Here is an 18,161-nt window from a genome sequence, read left to right as displayed (position 1 = left end):
GCCTCGGGCATGTCTCCTACAGCATGGCGGGGTCCCGCGCGACCGCCTCAGGGCGGATCGGCCTCAGGCTCGCCGGCCTCGTCCTCGGGGATCGGCGCGGCCCCCCAGGCGGCCAGCGCGGCGTTGAGATCGTCGAGGACGAAGTGCCGGGCGCTGTCCCGGTCGTATCCGTCGGCCAGGAGGTCGTCGTAATCGGTGAAGACGTGGCGCGCGTACGTGATGAGGGCGAGGCGTGCCGCGGTCTCCGGGGCGGCCCGGCGCAGGCCCGGGCTGGCCAGCGCCCGGTCGAGGGCGGCCTCCGCCTCGAAATCCGGGAGGCGCGGGGCAAGCCGGGCCAGCGCCGCGGCGACGGCGTCCCGGCGATTCAGCGGCGGCGATCCAACGCTCATCGCAGGCCTGCCGACGGCATGATTTTAACGGAGCGATCGGGTAGGATCGGCCTCAGATGAGGCGGGGCCTGCACGGGATCCTCCGCCGGGGAGATCAGGTCCATGGCAATTCTTCGTCCCGCGCTGCTTCTCGGCCTCTTCCTCGGGGCGGCGCCGGCGCTGGCCCAGGGCCCGGCTCCGGGCATGAATCCGGGCACCAATCCGGGCTCTGCCGCGTCCCCGGCCACGGCGGGTTCCCAGGTCAGCGGCCGCCGGACCACGGCCACCGGCCAGACCAAACCCCCGGGCGGCACCGCAGCCACCGGATTGCCGCAGCCCGTGAACCAGGCCGAGATGATCAAGGCTCAGAAGGCCGCCGAGGCCCGCTCGAAGGCCTGGGACAGCAAGATGCGCCACACGATGGGCTCGATCTGCCAGGGCTGCTGAGGCCCGGGCGGTCGTCCCGGACGCCGGAGACCCGCGTCCGGGACGAGGGTCCGGAAACGCGAAGGGGCCGCCCGAACGGGCAGCCCCTCCTCGGTCGCCGGGGCGACGGGATCAGCGGGAGTAGAACTCGATGACGAGGTTCGGCTCCATCTGCACCGGGTAGGGCACCTCGGACAGGCTGGGGATGCGGGTGACGCGGGCGGTCATCTTGGCGTGGTCGGCTTCGATGTAGTCCGGCACGTCACGCTCGGAGAGCTGGGTCGCCACGATGACGATCTCGAGCTGGCGGGAGGACTCCTTGACCTCGATGAGGTCGCCGGCCTTCACCTGATAGCTCGGGATGTTGACGCGGACGCCGTTCACCTTGACGTGCCCGTGGTTGACGAACTGGCGCGCGGCGAACGGGGTCGCGACGAACTTCGCCCGGTAGACCACGGCGTCGAGGCGGCGCTCGAGCAGGCCGACGAGGTTCTCGCCGGAATCGCCGCGCAGGCGGATCGCCTCGGCGTAGTAGCGGCGGAACTGCTTCTCGGTGATGTTGCCGTAATAGCCCTTGAGCTTCTGCTTGGCGCGCAGCTGCGTGCCGAAGTCGCTCATCTTGCCCTTACGGCGCTGGCCGTGCTGGCCGGGGCCGTATTCGCGGCGGTTGACGGGGCTCTTCGGGCGGCCCCAGATGTTCTGGCCCATGCGGCGGTCGAGCTTGTGCTTGGCCTGAATCCGCTTCGACATATCTTCCGCGTCCTCTCGTGACGAGAATGAGGAACGCGCCCTCCTTTTCCCGGCCCTTCACGGTCCGGGACGACAGGGCGGGAGGATCCCGCCCACGGGTGCGCGTGAAAACGCGACGGGGCCCCGTGCGGAGCCCCATCGACGGCGGGTCTTTAGGGGACGGACGCGCCGCGGTCAACCGTGAGAGGTCAGATGGACGAGTCAGTCGTGGTCCGGCGCGGCGCGGCCGCGGACGCGGAGGCGATCCGGGCGCTGGTGGAGGCGGCCTACACCAAATGGATCCCGGTGATCGGGCGCCTGCCGATTCCCATGCAGGCGGATTACGCGCAGGCTTTGCGGGACCACCGCTTCGACCTGCTGCGGGCCGGTCCGGATCTCGCCGGCCTGATCGAGACGCGGGCCGAGGCCGATCACCTCTTGGTCGTCAACGTCGCGGTGGACCCGGCCTTCCAGGGCCGGGGCTTCGGCAGCCGGCTGATGGGACGGGCCGACGCCGTCGCGGCCGAGGCCGGGCTCGCGCGGCTGCGTCTCTACACCAACAAGAAGTACACGGCGAACCTGCGCCTCTACGGGGCGCTCGGCTACCGGGTGGAGCGGGAGGAGCTCTACGACGGACCGGGCCGGACCCGCGACGACGACGTGACCGTGCACATGGTGAAGGACTTGGTTTGAGGCATCGGCGCCGGCCTTACCGTCATCGCGAGCGCAGCGAAGCGCCCCAGGGTGGCGCGCCGCCGTAGAGCGTGGCGCCTCTGGATTGCTTCGCGGCGCTCGCAAAGACGAGGCGTCTCCCGGCTCCCTTCAGGTCACCACGCTCGGCTCAGGCCGTCCGGTGCGGGGCTCGATCTCGGCGATCGCGCGGGCCGCGGCCGCGACCGGGGCCAGCACCTCGGCAACGGCCAAGTCGAGCCGGTCCGGTGCGTTCTCGTAGCGCTCCAGGTAGACCCGCAGCGTCGCCCCGGCGGTGCCGGTGCCGGAGAGCCGGAACACCGCCCGCGCATCCTCGGCGAAGCCGATCCGGATGCCCTGGCGCTCGGTGAGCGAGCCGTCCACCGGATCGCGGTAGGCGAACTCGTCGGCCGTCGAGACCGTGAGATCGCCGATCCGCGTGCCCGGCAGCCCGGCGAGTTTCTCGCGGAGCGCGTCCATCAGACCGTTGGCGGCGTCCGAATCCACCTCCTCGTAGTCGTGGCGGGCGTAGTAGTCGCGCCCGTAGGTGCGCCAGTGCGCCCGCACCAGCGCGTCGGCCCGCTCGCCCGTGGCGGCGAGGATGTTGAGCCAGAGCAGCACCGCCCAGAGCCCGTCCTTCTCGCGGACGTGGTTCGAGCCGGTGCCGGCGCTCTCCTCGCCGCACAGGGTGATCAGCCCGGCGTCCAGAAGATTCCCGAAGAACTTCCAGCCGGTGGGCGTCTCGTAGGCCTTGATGCCCAGCGCGGCCGCGACCCGGTCGGCGGCGCGGCTCGTGGGCATGGAGCGCGCGACACCGGCCAGCCCGCCCGCGTAGCCCGGCGCCCGGTGGGCGTGGGCGGCGAGCAGGGCGAGGCTGTCGCTCGGCGTCACGAACAGGCCCGGGGCCACGATCATGTTGCGGTCGCCGTCGCCGTCCGAGGCGGCGCCGAAATCCGGCGCGTCCGGCCCCTGCATCAGGTCGAACAGGTCGTGGCAATGGACCGGGTTCGGATCCGGGTGGTGACCGCCGAAATCCTCTTTCGGGACCGCGTTGACCACCGTGCCCGCGGGGGCGCCGAGCATCCCTTCCAAGATCGCCGTCGCGTAGGGGCCGGTCACCGCGCTCATGGCGTCGAAGCGCATGCGGAAGCCGGAGGCGAACAGGCGCGCCACCGCGTCGAAGTCGATGAGCGTACGCATCAGCGCGGCGTAGTCGGCCACCGGGTCGATGACCGTCACCGTCATGGCGCCGAGGCGGGTGTCGCCCAGAGTGTCGAGGTCGAGGTCCGGGGCCTCCACGAGGCGGTATTCCGTGATCGCCTTCGCCCGCTCGAAGATCGCGTTCGTCAGCGTCTCGGGCGCCGGGCCGCCATTGGCGGCGTTGAACTTGATGCCGAAATCGCCGTCCGGCCCGCCCGGGTTGTGGCTCGCCGAGAGCACGATGCCGCCGAGCGCCTTGGCCTTCCGGATGACGCAGGAGGCAGCCGGCGTCGAGAGCAGGCCGCCCTGACCGACGAGGACCCGGCCGAAGCCGTTGCCGGCGGCGAGGCGCAGCGTCTTCTGCACCACCTCGCGGTTGAGGAACCGGCCGTCGCCGCCCAGCACGAGGGTCGCGCCCGCCTTGTCGGGCAGGGTGTCGAAGATCGCCTGGACGAAGTTCTCGACGTAGTTCGGCTGCCGGAACACCGGCACCTTCTTGCGCAGGCCGGAGGTGCCCGGCTTCTGGTCGGGGAAGGGCGTGGTCGCGACGGTGGTCGGAGTCGTCATAAGCGGGCGTCTCCCGGAATCTCCCGCCTCAATGCCCGTCCGGGAGCTTGGCGTCACCAGCCCCGGCGACAGGGGCGGGCTTTTTTCACGCGGTTTCGCCGGATCGGGCGACGGAACCCGCCGCCTGTCCGCCGCCGGCCGGTCCGGAGCGTTGCGCCCGCCGACGCCCGCCGCTTGAATCGCCCGAGCCGCCAGACAAGGCGGACCGGAGGAGACATCATGGCGGACAGACCAATGCGGACGGATCCGGACGCGGCCCGGCACGGCCGGGGCTTGGCCCGGCGCGAGCTGGTCGGGGCGCTCGCCGCCGGGGCGGCGGTCGCGGCCTCGGCAGCCCAAGCCGTTGCGGCGCCTGCCGTCGCGGCTCCTGTCGTCGCGGCTCCGGTGGCCCAGCTGACGACGGACGAGTTCCGCCTGCCCTGGAGCGAGCCGGGGGTCGAGATCTACGTGCGCAACAAGCGGCCAGCGGGAACCGAGCGGTTCCCGGGCGACCGGATCCTGCTCTACGTGCACGGCTCCACCTACCCGTCCTCCACCGCCTTCGACCTGCCGCTCGGGGGGATGTCGGCCATGGACTACCTCGCGGGCCTCGGCTTCGACGTCTACTGCGTGGACCTGCCGGGCTACGGCCTGTCCGGACGCCCGGCCGCCATGGACGCGCCGCCCGCCGACAATCCGCCGCTCATGCGGACGCCGGACGCCGCCAAGGTGATGGGGCAGGTCGTCGACTTCATCCGGAAGCGGCGCAACGTCGAGAAGATCGACCTGATGGGCTGGTCCTGGGGGACCTCCACCATGGGGCTCTACACCAGCACCCACAACGACGCGGTCAACCGCCTCGTCCTCTACGCGCCGCAATGGCTGGCGCGCACGCCCGGCCTGATCGGCGGTGGCGGCACGGTGGGGGCCTATCGCACCGTCAGCCGGGACAGCGCCCGGGCGCGCTGGCTGACCGGCGTCCCCGAGGACAAGAAGGCCGACCTGATCCCGGCGGGCTGGTTCGACCAATGGGCCGACGCGACCTTCGCCACCGACCCGGTCGGGGCGAAGCGATCGCCGCCGGTCCTGCGCGCGCCGAACGGCACGGTCGCCGACAAGGACGCCTACTGGGCGGCGGGGAAGCCGCTCTACGATCCGGGCGAGATCCGCGTGCCCGTGCTGATCATCCACGCCGAGTGGGACGCCGACCTGCCGAGCTATCAGGCGCAGGAATACTTCACCAAGCTCACTCACGCCCCCTACAAGCGCTTCGTCGAGCTGGGGGAGGGCACCCATACGGTGATGATGGAGAAGAACCGCATGCAGTTCCTCCACGCGGTCGGGGCCTTCCTCACGGAGGCGGACCCGCAGGCGCTGAACTGAGCGGCGAGCCCCGGGGGCCGGCCGATCCCATACCACCGCCCCATCCTGAGGTGCGCGCGTCAGCGGGCGCCGCAGGGGGGCTCCAGGGATCGCGCGGCCGGATGGAGGCCTCCTTCGAGGCCTCCGCTTCGCTCCGGCACCTCAGGACGAGGGGCGCGCCAGGGCATGGGGCGAGGCGGCCGGTCCGGCCGCCTCGGGAAGCCTTCTACTCCGCCGCCTGCCGCGCCGCGTAGCCCAGCCGCTCGTTCAGCGCGCGGATCAGCTTGGCGGCCGCCTCGGCGATGACCGTGCCGGGCGGGAAGATCGCCGCCGCGCCCGCGGCCGTCAGCGCCTCGTAGTCGCCCGGCGGGATGACGCCGCCGATGGCGATCATCACGTCGTCCCGGCCCTGCTCGGTCAGCGCCGCCTTCAGCTCCGGCACCAGGGTCAGGTGGCCGGCAGCCAGGGACGAGACGCCGACGATGTGGACGTCGTTCTCCACCGCCTGCCGGGCGGCCTCCGCCGGGGTGGCGAAGAGCGGCCCGATATCCACGTCGAAGCCGAGATCCGCGAAGGCCGAGGCGATCACCTTTTGGCCGCGGTCGTGCCCGTCCTGGCCCATCTTGGCGACCAGGATGCGCGGCCGGCGGCCGTCATTCTCCTCGAACGCCTCGACCAGCGCCCGGACTTCCTCGACCACAGGCGACATGCCCCCCACCTCGCGCTTGTAGACGCCGGAGATCGAGCGGATCTCGGCGCGGTGCCGGCCCCAGGCCTTCTCCAGGGCCTCGGAAATCTCCCCCACCGTCGCCTTGGCGCGGGCGGCCTCGACGGCGAGCTCCAGCAGATTCTCGGTGCCGTCGGCGGCCTTCGTGAGGGCCTCCAGCCGGGCCGTCACCGCCGCCTCGTCGCGCTCGGCGCGCAGGCGCTTGAGCTTGTCGATCTGGAGCCGGCGGACATTGCCGTTGTCGACCCGCAGCAGGTCGATGGCCATGTCGTCGTCGGCCCGGAACTTGTTCACGCCGACGATGGTCTGCCGGCCGGAATCGATCCGGGCCTGGGCCCGGGCGGCAGCCTCCTCGATGCGGAGCTTCGGGATCCCGGCCTCGATCGCCTTGGCCATGCCGCCGAGGCCGTCGACCTCGCGGATGTGCTCCCAGGCCCGGGCCACCATGTCGGCCGTGAGCTTCTCCACATAGTAGGAGCCGCCCCAGGGATCGACGATCCGGGTGGTGCCGCTCTCCTGCTGCAGGAACAGCTGCGTGTTCCGGGCGATCCGCGCCGAGAAGTCGGTGGGCAGCGCCAGCGCCTCGTCCAGCGCGTTGGTGTGGAGCGACTGCGTGCCGCCCTGCGTCGCCGCCATCGCCTCGATGTTGGTGCGGGTGACGTTGTTGAACACGTCCTGCGCGGTGAGCGACCAGCCGCTCGTCTGCGAATGGGTGCGCAGGGCCAGGGATTTCTCCGACTTCGGATCGAACCCCTTCACGAGCTTCGCCCAGATCAGGCGCGCGGCCCGCATCTTGGCGACCTCCATGAAGAAGTTGGTTGAGATCGCCCAGAAGAACGACAGGCGCGGGGCGAACTGGTCGATGGTCAGCCCGGCGGCGAGGCCCGCCTTGATGTACTCGACGCCGTCGGCGAGCGTGTAGGCGAGCTCCAGGTCGTTCGTCGCCCCGGCCTCCTGCATGTGATAGCCGGAGATCGAGATCGAGTTGAACTTCGGCATGTTCTTCGACGTGTAGGCGAAGATGTCCGAGATGATCCGCATCGATCCCTTGGGGGGATAGATGTAGGTGTTGCGGACCATGAACTCCTTGAGGATGTCGTTCTGGATCGTGCCGGCGAGCTTCTGCGGCGGCACGCCCTGCTCCTCCGCGGCGACGATGTAGAGCGCGAGGATCGGCAGCACCGCGCCGTTCATCGTCATCGACACGGTCATCTCGTCGAGGGGAATCCCCGAGAACAGCGTGCGCATGTCGTAGATCGAGTCGATCGCCACGCCCGCCATGCCGACATCGCCGGAGACCCGGGGATGGTCGGAATCGTAGCCGCGGTGGGTGGCGAGGTCGAAGGCGACCGACAGGCCCTTCTGGCCAGCCGCGAGGTTGCGGCGGTAGAAGGCGTTCGAATCCTCGGCCGTGGAGAAGCCGGCGTACTGCCGGATCGTCCAGGGCTGAGTGACGTACATGGTCGGGTAGGGGCCGCGCAGGAACGGCGCAATCCCCGGATAGGTGTCGAGGAACTCGAGGCCCTCCCGGTCCTCCGGTCCGTACCGGCCCTTCACCGGGATACCCTCCGGCGTCATCCAGGGCTCGCCCAGCGCCGGCGCCGCGACCGCGAGCGATTCGCCGGCCAGCGGGATTTCGGCGAAGTTCGGGATGCGGGAGGTCATGGCGTTGACTCGTTATGGCGTTTGTCACGCCATTATAGACACGCGCTTGACGCGGGCTACTCCCCCGCAGGTCCAGGACCGCGTCCGCCCCGCAGGACGTAGACAACCGCGCCCGCCAGCATCAGCGCCATCCCGTACCACGTGATCGCGTAGACGAGGTGGTTGTTGGGGAAGGCGATCACCGTGAGGCCGCCCACCGGCAGCCCGCCGGGATTGGGCGTCGCGTCCGCATCCACGAAGTAGGGGGCGACGCCGGTCAGGCCCCGGGCCGCCGCGATGGCGGCCACGTCGCGGGAATACCAGCGGTCGTCCTTGGGATCGTTCGAGCGCAGGAACGCGCCCCCGGGCTCGGTCAGCCGCAGGAGGCCGGTCACCGTGGTCTCCCCCGCGACCTGCCCGGCCGCCCGGGTCGCCGGATCCCGCCGGTCGCCGGGCACGAAGCCGCGATTGACCAGCACGAGGCTGCCGTCCGGACGCCGCAGGGGCGTCAGCACCCAGAATCCGCCGCCGCGCTCGGTGACGGCCTGAACCAGGGTCTCGCGATCGTGCAGGAAGGTGCCCGCGAGCCGGACGTGCCGGTAGGCGTCGTCGGGGCCGACGCGCGGCCATGCGGCCGAGTCGGGGGCCGGCACCGGCGGGGCATGGACCCGGGCATCGACCCGGGCGATCAGGTCGAGCTTCCAGGCCCGCCGCTCCACCTGCCACGTGCCGAGCCCGAGCAGGACGACGAAGACGAGGCCCGCGCCGACGCCGAACACCACGCGCCGCCACAACGCAATCGGGGCCGGGGAGGGGCTCAAGCCCCCCGCCGACCCCGCGGGTCTCATCTGCGGACGCGCGCTCAGCGGGCGTTGTTCATGACGTCGTGGGCATCCATCGGCATCATGTTGTGGTTGAGGTGGTACATGACCCACACCGAGCCGGCGAGCATGATCACCACCAGCGTGATGGTGAAGATCAGCGCCATGAAGGTCCAGCCGCCCTCCGACTTCGTGCTCATGTGCAGGAAATAGATGACGTGCACGACCATCTGGACGCCGCCGAGCGCCAGGATGACCAGGGTGGTGACGAGGCTGTTGTCGAGGACGTTGCCCATCACCAGCCAGAACGGGATCACCGTCAGGATCACCGACAGGACGAAGCCCGTCATGTAGCTCTGGAAGCTGCCGTGCCCGCCCTCGCTGTGGGCGTGCGCATCGTGCGTGTCCTGGCCGTGGCCGGTGAGGCGGTGTGCGTCGGCGCTCATTCGAGCACTCCCATCAGGTAGACGACGGTGAAGACGCCGATCCAGATCAGATCGAGGAAGTGCCAGAACATCGACAGGCACATCAGCCGGCGCTTGTTCTCGACGATCAGGCCGCGCCTGCTGACCTGCACCATCAGCACGACGAGCCACAGGATGCCCATGGAGACGTGTAGGCCGTGGGTCCCGACCAGGGTGTAGAACGACGACAGGAACGCGCTGCGCCAGGGCGGCGCGCCCTCGTGGAACAGGTGGACGAATTCCCGGATCTCCAGGGCCACGAAGGCCACGCCGAACAGGCCGGTGATGGCGAGCCAGATCTGCGTCTGCTTCACCCGGTCCCGGTCCATCTCCAGCATGGCGAAGCCGTAGGTGATGGACGAGAACAGCAGCATGGCGGTGTTCACCGCGATGCCGGGCAGGTCGAACAGCTCCTTCGGGGTGGGGCCGGCCGCGAAGCTGCGCCCGAGCACCCCGTAGGTCGCGAACAGGGTCGCGAAGATGAGGCAGTCGCTCATCAGGTAGAGCCAGAACCCGAGCATGGTCGAGCCCTCGGAATGATGGCCCTCCTCGTCGGTCTGGTAGAAGACCGGCGCCGCGGCGCCGGGGGGTGCAGTCTCCGCGTGCATCATCGGATCACGCCATCTCCAGTTCGCGCGTCCGCTGACCTTCCGTCCGACTGACGACGTCGGCGGGAATGTAGTAGTCGCGATTGTAATTGAAGGTGTGGGCAATCGCGACGACGAAGATCGCCACGAAGGTGAGCGCCGCCAGCCACCAGACGTACCAGACCATGGCCAGGCCGAAGGCGAAGTTCAGCCCCGCCAGGATCGCGCCGGTCGCGGTGTTCTTGGGCATGTGGATCGGCTTGTAGCCCTTGAGGGGACGGTCGAAGCCGCGGTTCTTCATGTCCCACCACGCATCGGAATCGTGGACCACCGGCGTGAAGGCGAAGTTGTAGTCCGGCGGCGGCGAAGAGGTGGACCATTCGAGGGTCCGGCCGCCCCACGGATCGCCGCTGAGGTCGCGCAGCTTGTCGCGGTTCCGGATCGAAACCACGAACATGATGATCTGCGAGGCGATGCCGCAGGCGATGAGCGCCGCGCCGATGGCGGCGATGACGAACCAGATCTGCAGCGACGGGTCGTCGAAGTGCTGCATGCGCCGGGTCACGCCCATCAGGCCGAGCACGTAGAGCGGCATGAAGGCGACGTAGAACCCGGTCACCCAGAACCCGAGGGCGACCTTCCCCCAGAAGTCGTCGAGCTTGAAGCCGAAGGCCTTGGGGAACCAGAAGGTCACGCCGGCGAACATGCCGAACAGCACGCCGCCGATGATCACGTTGTGGAAGTGCGCGATCAGGAACAGCGAGTTGTGCAGCACGAAGTCGGCCGGGGGCACGGCGAGCAGGACGCCGGTCATGCCGCCGATCACGAAGGTGACGATGAACGCCACCACCCACATCATCGGCACCTCGAACCGGATCCGGCCGCGGTACATCGTGAACATCCAGTTGAAGATCTTCGCGCCCGTCGGGATCGAGATGATCATGGTCGTGATCCCGAAGAACGAGTTCACGTCCGCGCCCGAGCCCATCGTGAAGAAGTGGTGCAGCCACACGAGGTAGGCGAGGATGGTGATCACCACCAGCGCGTAGACCATCGAGGTGTAGCCGAACAGGCGCTTGCCGCAGAAGGTCGAGGTGATCTCCGAGAACACGCCGAAGGCCGGCAGGATCAGGATGTAGACCTCCGGGTGACCCCAGATCCAGATCAGGTTGAAGTACAGCATGGCGTTGCCGCCGAGGTCGTTCGTGAAGAAATGCGTGCCGATGTAGCGGTCGAGCGACAGCATCGCGAGAACGGCCGTGAGGATCGGGAAGGCGGCCACGATCAGGATGTTGGTGCACAGCGACGACCAGACGAAGATCGGCAGCTTCATCATGGTCATGCCGGGCGCCCGCATCTTCACGATGGTGGCGATCAGGTTGATGCCCGAGAGCAGCGTCCCGATGCCGGCGATCTGCAGCGCCCAGATGTAGTAGTCGACGCCGACGCCGGGGCTCATCGCGGCGCCGGAGAGCGGCGGGTAGGCGAGCCAGGTGGCGCGGGAGAACTCGCCGACGAACAGCGAGACCATCACCAGCATGCCGCCGGCCACCGTCATCCAGAAGCTGAAATTGTTCAGGAACGGGAAGGCCACGTCGCGGGCGCCGATCTGCAGCGGCACCGCGAAGTTCATGAGTCCCGTGACGAACGGCATCGCCACGAAGAAGATCATGATCATGCCGTGGGCGGTGAAGATCTGGTCGTAGTGGTGCGGCGGCAGGAAGCCCTGCTGGTCGCCGAAGGCGACCGCCTGCTGCGAGCGCATCAGGATCGCGTCGGCGAAGCCGCGCAGCAGCATCACGCCCGCGAAGATGCAGTACATGATGCCGATCTTCTTGTGGTCGATCGACGTGATCCAGTCACGCCACATCGGCCCCCAGAAGCGGTAATAGGTGATGACCCCGAGCACGGCGAGGCCGACCACGGCCACGCCGGCGAAGGTCCCCTGCAGGATCGGCTCGTGATAGGGGATCTGCTCGATCGTAAATCGTCCGACGAGCAGCTGCTGTAGGTCCAGGTTTGCGAACATGGGATCGGCCCGTTCAGTGGGTTCGACGGCGACCGCCGGTCTTGTGTGTGGGTTCCGCTGGCATCACGCGCGGAATCATTGGTTCAGCTGCTTGGGCGCGATCTGCTCGCCCTCGCTCTGGCCCTGGCTGTCCGGCGCCTTCTGGCTCCGGACGTCCGGGTTGCCCATATCGGGCCGCGGCTTCATGCCCTGGGGCTGCGTCTGGCCGTGCGGGCCGGTCTCCGAGGCCGGCGACGTGGCGCCGGGGCCCTCGATCCCGCGCTCGGCGAGGCGGTTGTCGTACCGGAGCCGCTTGTAGTTCTCTTCCGCCTCCGCGCCGGAGGCGCCGCCCTGCGCGTCGATCTTCACCATCTCGCCGACGCACATCTGATCGGGCCGGGGGCACATGCCGATGATCCGGTCGTAGAGGCCCTTCATGTAGGACTTGTAGAACCGCGCCGGTTCGGCCTCGCTCGGCTCCTCGAGCTTCAGGTAGGCCTCCTGGGTGAGCTCGCCGCCCTCGGCCTTGGCCTTGGCGATCCACTGGTCGAATTTGTCGTTGGCCAGGCCGTGGAACTTGAAGAACATGTTCGAGAAGCCGGCGCCGCTGTAATGCGCCGAGCGGCCCTCCCAGGCGCCCTCCCGGTTGATCACCGCGTGGAGCTGGGTCTGCATGCCCGGCATGGCGTAGACCATGCCGGCGAGGGTCGGCACGTAGAACGTGTTCATCACGTCGGTGGCGGTGATCTTGAAGCGGATCGGCCGGTCCACCGGCGCGGCCAGCTCGTTGACCGTGGCGATCCCGTATTGCGGGTAGAGGAACAGCCACTTCCAATCCATGGCCACCGCCTCGACCTCCAGCGGCACCGTGCCGGCCGGGACGTCGCGCTTCGTGTCGATCTTGCTGAGCGGCCGGAACGGATCGAGGGTGTGTGTCCCGATCCAGGTCAGGGCACCCAGCGCGATGATGATCATCAGCGGCGCCGTCCAGATCAGCACCTCGAGCTGCGTCGAGTGGTGCCACTCGGGATCGTAGACCGCGTCCTCGTTCGTGGCGCGGTAGCGCCACGCGAAGATCAGCGTGAAGGCGATCACCGGGACGATGATCAGGAGCATCAGCCCGGTCGCCGCCAGCACGAGGTTGCGCTGCTGCTCGGCCACGTAGCCGGCCGGCTGCATGACGACGAAGTTGCAGCCGCCGAGCAGGGTCATGAGCGGCAGGGTCAGGAGCGGCAGGAGGCGCCGCCCGCGGCCGCCTCGGCGGGTCGCGGTGTCGGTCCTGTCCGGTCGATGGGTCGTAGAGGTCACAGCACGCGTCTCGTCATCCCAGGCCGCTTGCGCGGCGCTTCTGCCGTGCCGCGCGAGGCGGCGTTCCTGTCAGCGATGGGCGGATCGGGCGGCCTGCGCCGCCGCCCGCCGACTACATCTGGCGCAGTTCCGACCGGTCGGTGAACAAGGCCACGAGGCTGCAGACCGCGCCGGAGAGGAGGTAGACGCCGATCATCGCCAAGCCGTAGCGCTGCGACAGGAACAGGGCCACGAGCGGCGCGAAGCCGGCCCCGATCAGCCACGCGAAGTCGGAGGTGAGCGCGGCGCCGGTGTAGCGGTAGCGGTTGCCCAGCCGGGCCGTCACGGCGCCCGCGGTCTGGCCATAGGCGAGCCCGAGCAGCATGAAGCCGATCGTGACGTAGATCGTCTGGCCGATGGCGCTCTCGCCGAACAGGAGCGGCGCGATGATGCTGCCGATGGCGAAGAAGCCGATCAGCGAGGCGCTCATGATCAGGGCGTTGCGGCGGCCGATCTGGTCGGCGATCAGACCGGAGGCGGCGACCGCGCCGGCGCAGACGATGGCCCCGGAGAACTGCACGATCAGGAACTCGCCGGGCGAGCGGGTGGTGCTGTTCAGCGCCAGCCACGCGATCGGGAAGATCGTCACGAGGTGGAACAGCGCGAAGGCCGCGAGCGGCACGAAGGCGCCGCGGATCACGTCGCCCGCATGGTGGCGGAACAGCTCGAGGGCCGGGACCGGACGCAGCCGGTCGAGGTCCATCATCCGGGCGAATTCCTCGGTGGCGACGAGGCGCAGCCGGGCGAACAGGGCGACCACGTTGATGGTGAAGGCGCAGTAGAACGGGAAGCGCCAGCCCCAGTCGATGAAGTCCGCCTCGTCGAGGTTGACGATGAAGAACGCGAACAGGGCGCTGGCCACCATGAAGCCCAGCGGCGCACCGAGCTGCGGGATCATCGCGTACCAGCCGCGGCGCTCCCGCGGGGCGTTCATGGCGAGCAGCGAGGCGAGGCCGTCCCAGGCGCCGCCCAGCGCGAGGCCCTGCAGGATCCGCAGGCCGGCCAGGATGTAGACCGACGCGATGCCGATGCTGTCGTAGCGCGGCAGGAAGCTCACCGCCGCCGTCGAGCCGCCCAGCAGGAACAGGGCCGTGGTGAGCTTGACGCTGCGCCCGTGGCGCCGGTCGATCGCCATGAACAGCACCGTGCCGAGCGGCCGGGCGATGAAGGCGAGGGCGAAGATCGAGAAGGCGTAGAGCGTGCCCTTCAGCGGGTCGACGAAGGGGAAGAACACCTTCGGGAAGACCAGCACGCAGGCGATGCCGAAGACGAAGAAGTCGAAGTATTCGGACGCGCGTCCGATCACCACACCGATGGCGATCTCGTTGGGATGGACCTTGTGGTCTCCCACCGCCTGCTGGGCGTCGCGCTCCAGGATCGTGGCCGAGGCCATTGGGGTATTCGAACTCATTGTTGGCTGCCGCCCTCGCCGCGCGCCTATGGGGTCGCCTTGGCCGGAACCGCCTCATGCGGCATGTCCAGAGGTATCGCAACCGGCTCCGGACGCAAGTTCACCCACTGACGCATGCATAGCACCGGTGGTCGCGGCCATCGGCGGCGCCACGGGGCGTGGACCGCTCACACCCGGTAATGCGCCGAATTCCGTGACAGGTTGATGTTGTAATAGGGGTCGGCGCGCAGCTCGGGACCCCAGCGGTCCAGCATGGTCAGCACCTCGCCCTCGAAGCGCTTCCGCTTCTCGGGTGTGTCCTCGGCCCCGCGGCTCTTCGACTCGTGGTGAATCAATCTGGCGAAGGGCGTCCAGACGATCCGGTAGCCGGCCCGGCGGATCTTCAGGCAGAGATCGACGTCGTTGAAGGCGACCTTCAGGGCCTCGGCGTCGAAGCCTCCGACCGCCGCGAAGACATCGGCCCGCATGGCGAGGCACGCGCCGGTGACCGCCGAGACCTCGTGGGCGATGACCATGCGGCAGAAATAGCCCGGATCCGCGTCCGCGACGCCGAGATGGCTGTGCCCCGCGACGCCGCCGATCCCGAGGACGATGCCGCCGTGCTGGATCGTGTGGTCCGGATAGAGGAGCTTCGCCCCGACGGCCCCGATCTCCGGCCGCACCGCGTGGCGGACCAGCTCGGCGAGCCAGCCGGGCTCGAGCACCTCGATGTCGTTGTTGAGGAACAGGAGCACCGGGCCGGTGGCCGCGGCGGCGCCGCGGTTCGACAGGTCCGAGAAGTTGAAGGCGCCCGGCACCGGCACGACGCGCACCCGCGGATCGTCCCGGTAGCGGGCGAACAGGGCGGCGGTCTCGGGCTCGCGGCTGTCGTTGTCGACGATGATCACCTCGATGTCGGGGTAGTCGGTCGCGCCGAGCAAGCCGTCGAGGGTCACCGACAGGATCTCGGCCCGGTCCCGGGTCGGGATGATCGCGGAGACCCGCGGCGGCGGCGCCGGCAGCGGCCGGATCAGGCGGTTGAAGCCCCCGGGACCGCGCTCCGCCCGGCCGCCCCAGGGGGCCACGACCTCCTCCAGGGCGCGCAGGCGCGCGGCCTCCGCCCGGGCGAGGGACCGGTCGGAGAAGGTGCCGGAGCCCTGCGCGGCGCGCCAGTGATAGAGCACCCGCGGGATGTGGCGGATGCGGCCGGGATCGAGCCCGTCGGTGAGTCGCAGCAGCAGGTCGTGGTCCTGGCTCCCCTCGAAGCCCGGACGCAGGCCGCCGACGGCGCGCAGCGCCTCGGTGCGCACGACCGTGAGATGGTTGATGTAGTTCTGGGCGTAGAGTAGCTCGCGGTCGAAGCACGCCTTGAAATGCGGGTCGAACCGGCGGCCGCGCCCGTCGATCTTGTCCTCGTCGCTGTAGATCAGCACGAGGTCCGGATCGCGGCGCAGCGCCCGGGCGACCTCGTAGAGGGCGTCCTCGGTGAGCGCGTCGTCGTGGTCCATGAAGGCGCAGACCGCGCCCCGGGCCATGCCCAGCGCGTCGTTGGTCGCCCGGGCGATGTGGCCGTTCTCCGGCCGGGTGAGGACGCGGATGCGCGGGTCGGCCTCGGCCGCCCGGCTCAGGATCCGCGGGATCTCGGGGCGCGTGGAGGCGTCGTCGACGGCGCACAATTCCCAGTGGGGATAGAGCTGCGCGCGCAGCGACGCCAGGGCCGCCCGCAGCACCTTCGGGTCGGGATTGTGGACCGGCATCAGCACGGAGATCAGCGGCGGATCGGTCCAGGCGGCGATCTCGGCGGCGATCCCGTCCCGCTCCGCACGGCGCAGGCTGTGGGTTCCGAGCCACGCCTCGTAGCCGCTGACGCGCCGGTGGCGCAGCGCCCGGCCGAGGAAGCCACGGGCGCGCACCTTCTTGCCGAGGATCCGCCAGGCGAGCGCCTGGGCGGTCAGGCCGGGATCGCGCAGGAGACCGCGCGCGGCCAGGATCGGCCGGGCGAGACGATGCACGGCGATCCGACGCAGCCGGACCGGGACCCGTCCCGCCGGATCGGCGACGCGCAACGCGACGACGTCCTCGGGCAGGCGGCCGATCCACGCGAAGGCGCCCCCGCCCCGGGCCTCCTGGGGCAGCACCGTGCCCGGGCGTCCGTCCGGTCCGACGAAGCTGATGTCCGGGAGGGTGTCGCGGCCCTCGGCCGGGTCGTTGGACAGGACGATCTCGACCCAGCGGCCCGCGAGGCCCGGGAGGGCGACGCGCAGGCCGTCCGAGGCCGCCCGCGCCGCGAGGTCGCGCCGCTTGCGCCAGAGCCCCGTGAGCTGCGCCGGCAGGGGCTGGAATTCGGGCACCTCCGCCCCGGACGCAGGCACCCTCAACTCCAGCTCTTGTCGACCGAGGCCTTCACGGCATCCGACATGGCGACATCGAAGACGATCATGTCTTCCACCGCCTTGACGGCCTTCAGGCGCTCGGCGAGCGCCATCGTCTCGGCCGGCACCGGGGGCAGGGCCGGGATCGGCTTGGCGATCCCCAGGCGGTCGAACAGCGTCGATGCGAAGGCGGGGAACCGGGATTTGTGCCCGACGATCCCGACGCGGGCGAGAATCTCGATCGCCGCGATGGAGTTGCCCGGATGCAGCCGGTCGTCCGGCATGCGGGTCCCGAGTTGGCGGGTCAGCGGATTGTAGAGCAGCCGGTAGGCGGGTTCGGGCAGCATGCGGAAGAAGCGCTTGAGGCTCTTCACGTCGGAGAAGTCGTACCCCTCCGCGAAGGCGGCGGCCTCGGCGAGCGGGCCCAGGCGCCAGCTGCGCGCGGGATCGGCGGCATCCCCGGCCCGAGCCTTCAGCCAGCGCATCCGGGTCGCCATCTCGATCTGCGGCTCCTGCAGCAGGATGGCGGTGATCATCAGGTCCGGCGTCAGGAAGTTCTCGTAGCGCGGGACGGTCACGGCGCCGGACAGGAAGGCCGACGGGGCCGCCGGTCCGGTCAGGACGCAGGTGAGAATCTCGTCCGGCAGCTTATGGATGCCGAAATAGCAATGCTGGAAATGCGGGAAGAGCGCCGTCTGGAGGACGGTCTCGGGCTCGATGCCGGTGTTGATCAGCATGGTCCGCAACCGCACCAGCCCCTCGGGCGGCACGCGGCGATAGACCATCACGTTGGTGTCGGCATCGTACAATTCGAGCCGCGGGATCTCCGTCAGCCCCGGCACCTCCGCCTCCGTGACCACGAAGGTGCATTGCCCGGTGGCATGCCACCCGTTGCGCTTGAAGGCCTCGTCGATGACGCTGGCCGGGACCTCGGCCACGCGTCGTCCGTCGACCGCGACCACGACCCGGCTGATGGCGAGGGGATTGTCCGGCACGATCCAGCCGCGGATCGCAACACCCTGATCGTGGTCGATGAAGTAGCGCATGTCCTGAAGCGTGAGGCGGCGGCATGCCGGCGCCCTGTGTCCGCCATGTGTCGCGGCACGGCCTGATGCCGAGCGGCAGGGCCATAGCGCATTTTTCCGCCGGCGTGCACCAGGGCCGGCTTCGGCCTCGAACCGCATCCGAGCCGGTCGATTGAACCGGCCCGAAGATTTTTCCCGCAAACCCTTGCCCGCAAACCCTTGCCAGACATCACCGATGCAGTCCGGCCCCGTCGCGATCCGGTCGTCCGGTGCCCGGGCCGGGCGCGATCGTTCCGATCCACGATGCAGGTTCTGCTTGCGCCCTCGCCGGCCAGCCGCTATAGGCCCCGCCCACCGGAGCAAGAACGGCTCCGGCCCGGGCGCGTAGCTCAGCGGGAGAGCACTACCTTGACATGGTAGGGGTCACAGGTTCGATCCCTGTCGCGCCCACCATC

Annotated in this window: 15 protein-coding genes and 1 tRNA gene; 4 read left to right on the top strand and 12 right to left on the bottom strand. The window is 69.6% G+C overall.

Features of this window, described 5'->3' with window-relative positions; all coding sequences use genetic code 11:
* Nucleotides 1-47: 47 nt before the first annotated feature.
* On the bottom strand, nt 48-389 hold the full coding sequence (locus tag MCBMB27_RS06445; protein WP_075380095.1) for a DUF2293 domain-containing protein: 342 nt from the start codon (nt 387-389) through the stop codon (nt 48-50).
* Nucleotides 390-491: 102 nt separating this feature from the next.
* Between MCBMB27_RS06445 and MCBMB27_RS06440 the strand changes: the two genes are divergently transcribed.
* Nucleotides 492-815, top strand: coding sequence for a hypothetical protein (locus tag MCBMB27_RS06440; RefSeq protein ID WP_043379541.1), 324 nt, complete (start codon nt 492-494; stop codon nt 813-815).
* Between the two features lie 111 nt (nt 816-926).
* On the opposite strand, the gene rpsD is transcribed toward MCBMB27_RS06440, so the two are convergent.
* Nucleotides 927-1,544 carry a 30S ribosomal protein S4 gene (gene rpsD, locus MCBMB27_RS06435; protein ID WP_010686187.1) on the bottom strand — a complete coding sequence of 206 codons (618 nt, stop codon included), beginning with the start codon at nt 1,542-1,544 and terminating at the stop codon, nt 927-929.
* A 192-nt stretch (nt 1,545-1,736) separates the two neighbouring features.
* Between rpsD and MCBMB27_RS06430 the strand changes: the two genes are divergently transcribed.
* The gene (locus MCBMB27_RS06430) at nt 1,737-2,216 is read left to right on the top strand and encodes a GNAT family N-acetyltransferase (RefSeq protein WP_075380094.1); all 480 of its coding nucleotides are present in this window, start codon (nt 1,737-1,739) and stop codon (nt 2,214-2,216) included.
* A gap of 129 nt (nt 2,217-2,345) precedes the next feature.
* Here MCBMB27_RS06430 and MCBMB27_RS06425 read toward each other — a convergent pair whose 3' ends face one another.
* On the bottom strand, nt 2,346-3,980 hold the full coding sequence (locus MCBMB27_RS06425) for an alpha-D-glucose phosphate-specific phosphoglucomutase (protein WP_075380093.1): 1,635 nt from the start codon (nt 3,978-3,980) through the stop codon (nt 2,346-2,348).
* A gap of 219 nt (nt 3,981-4,199) precedes the next feature.
* On the opposite strand from MCBMB27_RS06425, the gene MCBMB27_RS06420 reads away from it, so the two are divergent.
* Nucleotides 4,200-5,342 (top strand): alpha/beta hydrolase, encoded by a 1,143-nt coding sequence (locus tag MCBMB27_RS06420; protein WP_075380092.1) that lies wholly within the window; start codon nt 4,200-4,202, stop codon nt 5,340-5,342.
* Between the two features lie 205 nt (nt 5,343-5,547).
* On the opposite strand, the gene scpA is transcribed toward MCBMB27_RS06420, so the two are convergent.
* From scpA to MCBMB27_RS06375, 9 genes are all read right to left on the bottom strand, one after another.
* A complete protein-coding gene (scpA, locus tag MCBMB27_RS06415) occupies nt 5,548-7,713 on the bottom strand; it encodes a methylmalonyl-CoA mutase (RefSeq protein ID WP_043346014.1) in 2,166 nt (721 codons plus the stop codon).
* 56 nt (nt 7,714-7,769) lie between these two features.
* A complete protein-coding gene (locus MCBMB27_RS06410) occupies nt 7,770-8,540 on the bottom strand; it encodes an SURF1 family protein (RefSeq protein ID WP_075380091.1) in 771 nt (256 codons plus the stop codon).
* 14 nt (nt 8,541-8,554) lie between these two features.
* A complete protein-coding gene (cyoD, locus tag MCBMB27_RS06405; protein ID WP_043379552.1) occupies nt 8,555-8,959 on the bottom strand; it encodes a cytochrome o ubiquinol oxidase subunit IV in 405 nt (134 codons plus the stop codon).
* Entirely contained in the window at nt 8,956-9,588 is a 633-nt protein-coding gene (gene cyoC, locus MCBMB27_RS06400) for a cytochrome o ubiquinol oxidase subunit III (protein WP_075380090.1), read from the bottom strand. Before cyoC ends, cyoD begins: the two co-directional genes overlap by 4 nt.
* A 4-nt stretch (nt 9,589-9,592) precedes the next feature.
* Complete coding sequence (gene cyoB / locus MCBMB27_RS06395) at nt 9,593-11,593, bottom strand: cytochrome o ubiquinol oxidase subunit I (protein WP_043346007.1); 2,001 nt, start codon at nt 11,591-11,593, stop codon at nt 9,593-9,595.
* Between the two features lie 75 nt (nt 11,594-11,668).
* Nucleotides 11,669-12,880, bottom strand: coding sequence for a ubiquinol oxidase subunit II (gene cyoA / locus MCBMB27_RS06390; protein ID WP_075380089.1), 1,212 nt, complete (start codon nt 12,878-12,880; stop codon nt 11,669-11,671).
* A gap of 112 nt (nt 12,881-12,992) precedes the next feature.
* Nucleotides 12,993-14,330 carry an MFS transporter gene (locus MCBMB27_RS06385; RefSeq protein WP_043379559.1) on the bottom strand — a complete coding sequence of 446 codons (1,338 nt, stop codon included), beginning with the start codon at nt 14,328-14,330 and terminating at the stop codon, nt 12,993-12,995.
* Nucleotides 14,331-14,497: 167 nt separating this feature from the next.
* On the bottom strand, nt 14,498-16,681 hold the full coding sequence (locus MCBMB27_RS06380; protein ID WP_083683410.1) for a glycosyltransferase family 2 protein: 2,184 nt from the start codon (nt 16,679-16,681) through the stop codon (nt 14,498-14,500).
* A gap of 2 nt (nt 16,682-16,683) precedes the next feature.
* A complete protein-coding gene (locus MCBMB27_RS06375) occupies nt 16,684-17,727 on the bottom strand; it encodes a hypothetical protein (RefSeq protein ID WP_075380088.1) in 1,044 nt (347 codons plus the stop codon).
* Between the two features lie 357 nt (nt 17,728-18,084).
* On the opposite strand from MCBMB27_RS06375, the gene MCBMB27_RS06370 reads away from it, so the two are divergent.
* Nucleotides 18,085-18,159 (top strand) — tRNA-Val (locus MCBMB27_RS06370).
* Nucleotides 18,160-18,161: the final 2 nt, after the last annotated feature.

Origin of the sequence: Methylobacterium phyllosphaerae (genome assembly GCF_001936175.1) — a bacterium.
Lineage (GTDB): Bacteria > Pseudomonadota > Alphaproteobacteria > Rhizobiales > Beijerinckiaceae > Methylobacterium > Methylobacterium fujisawaense.
The sequence above is the reverse complement of the archived record's forward strand: the minus strand, read 5'-3'. Positions and strand labels throughout refer to the sequence as shown.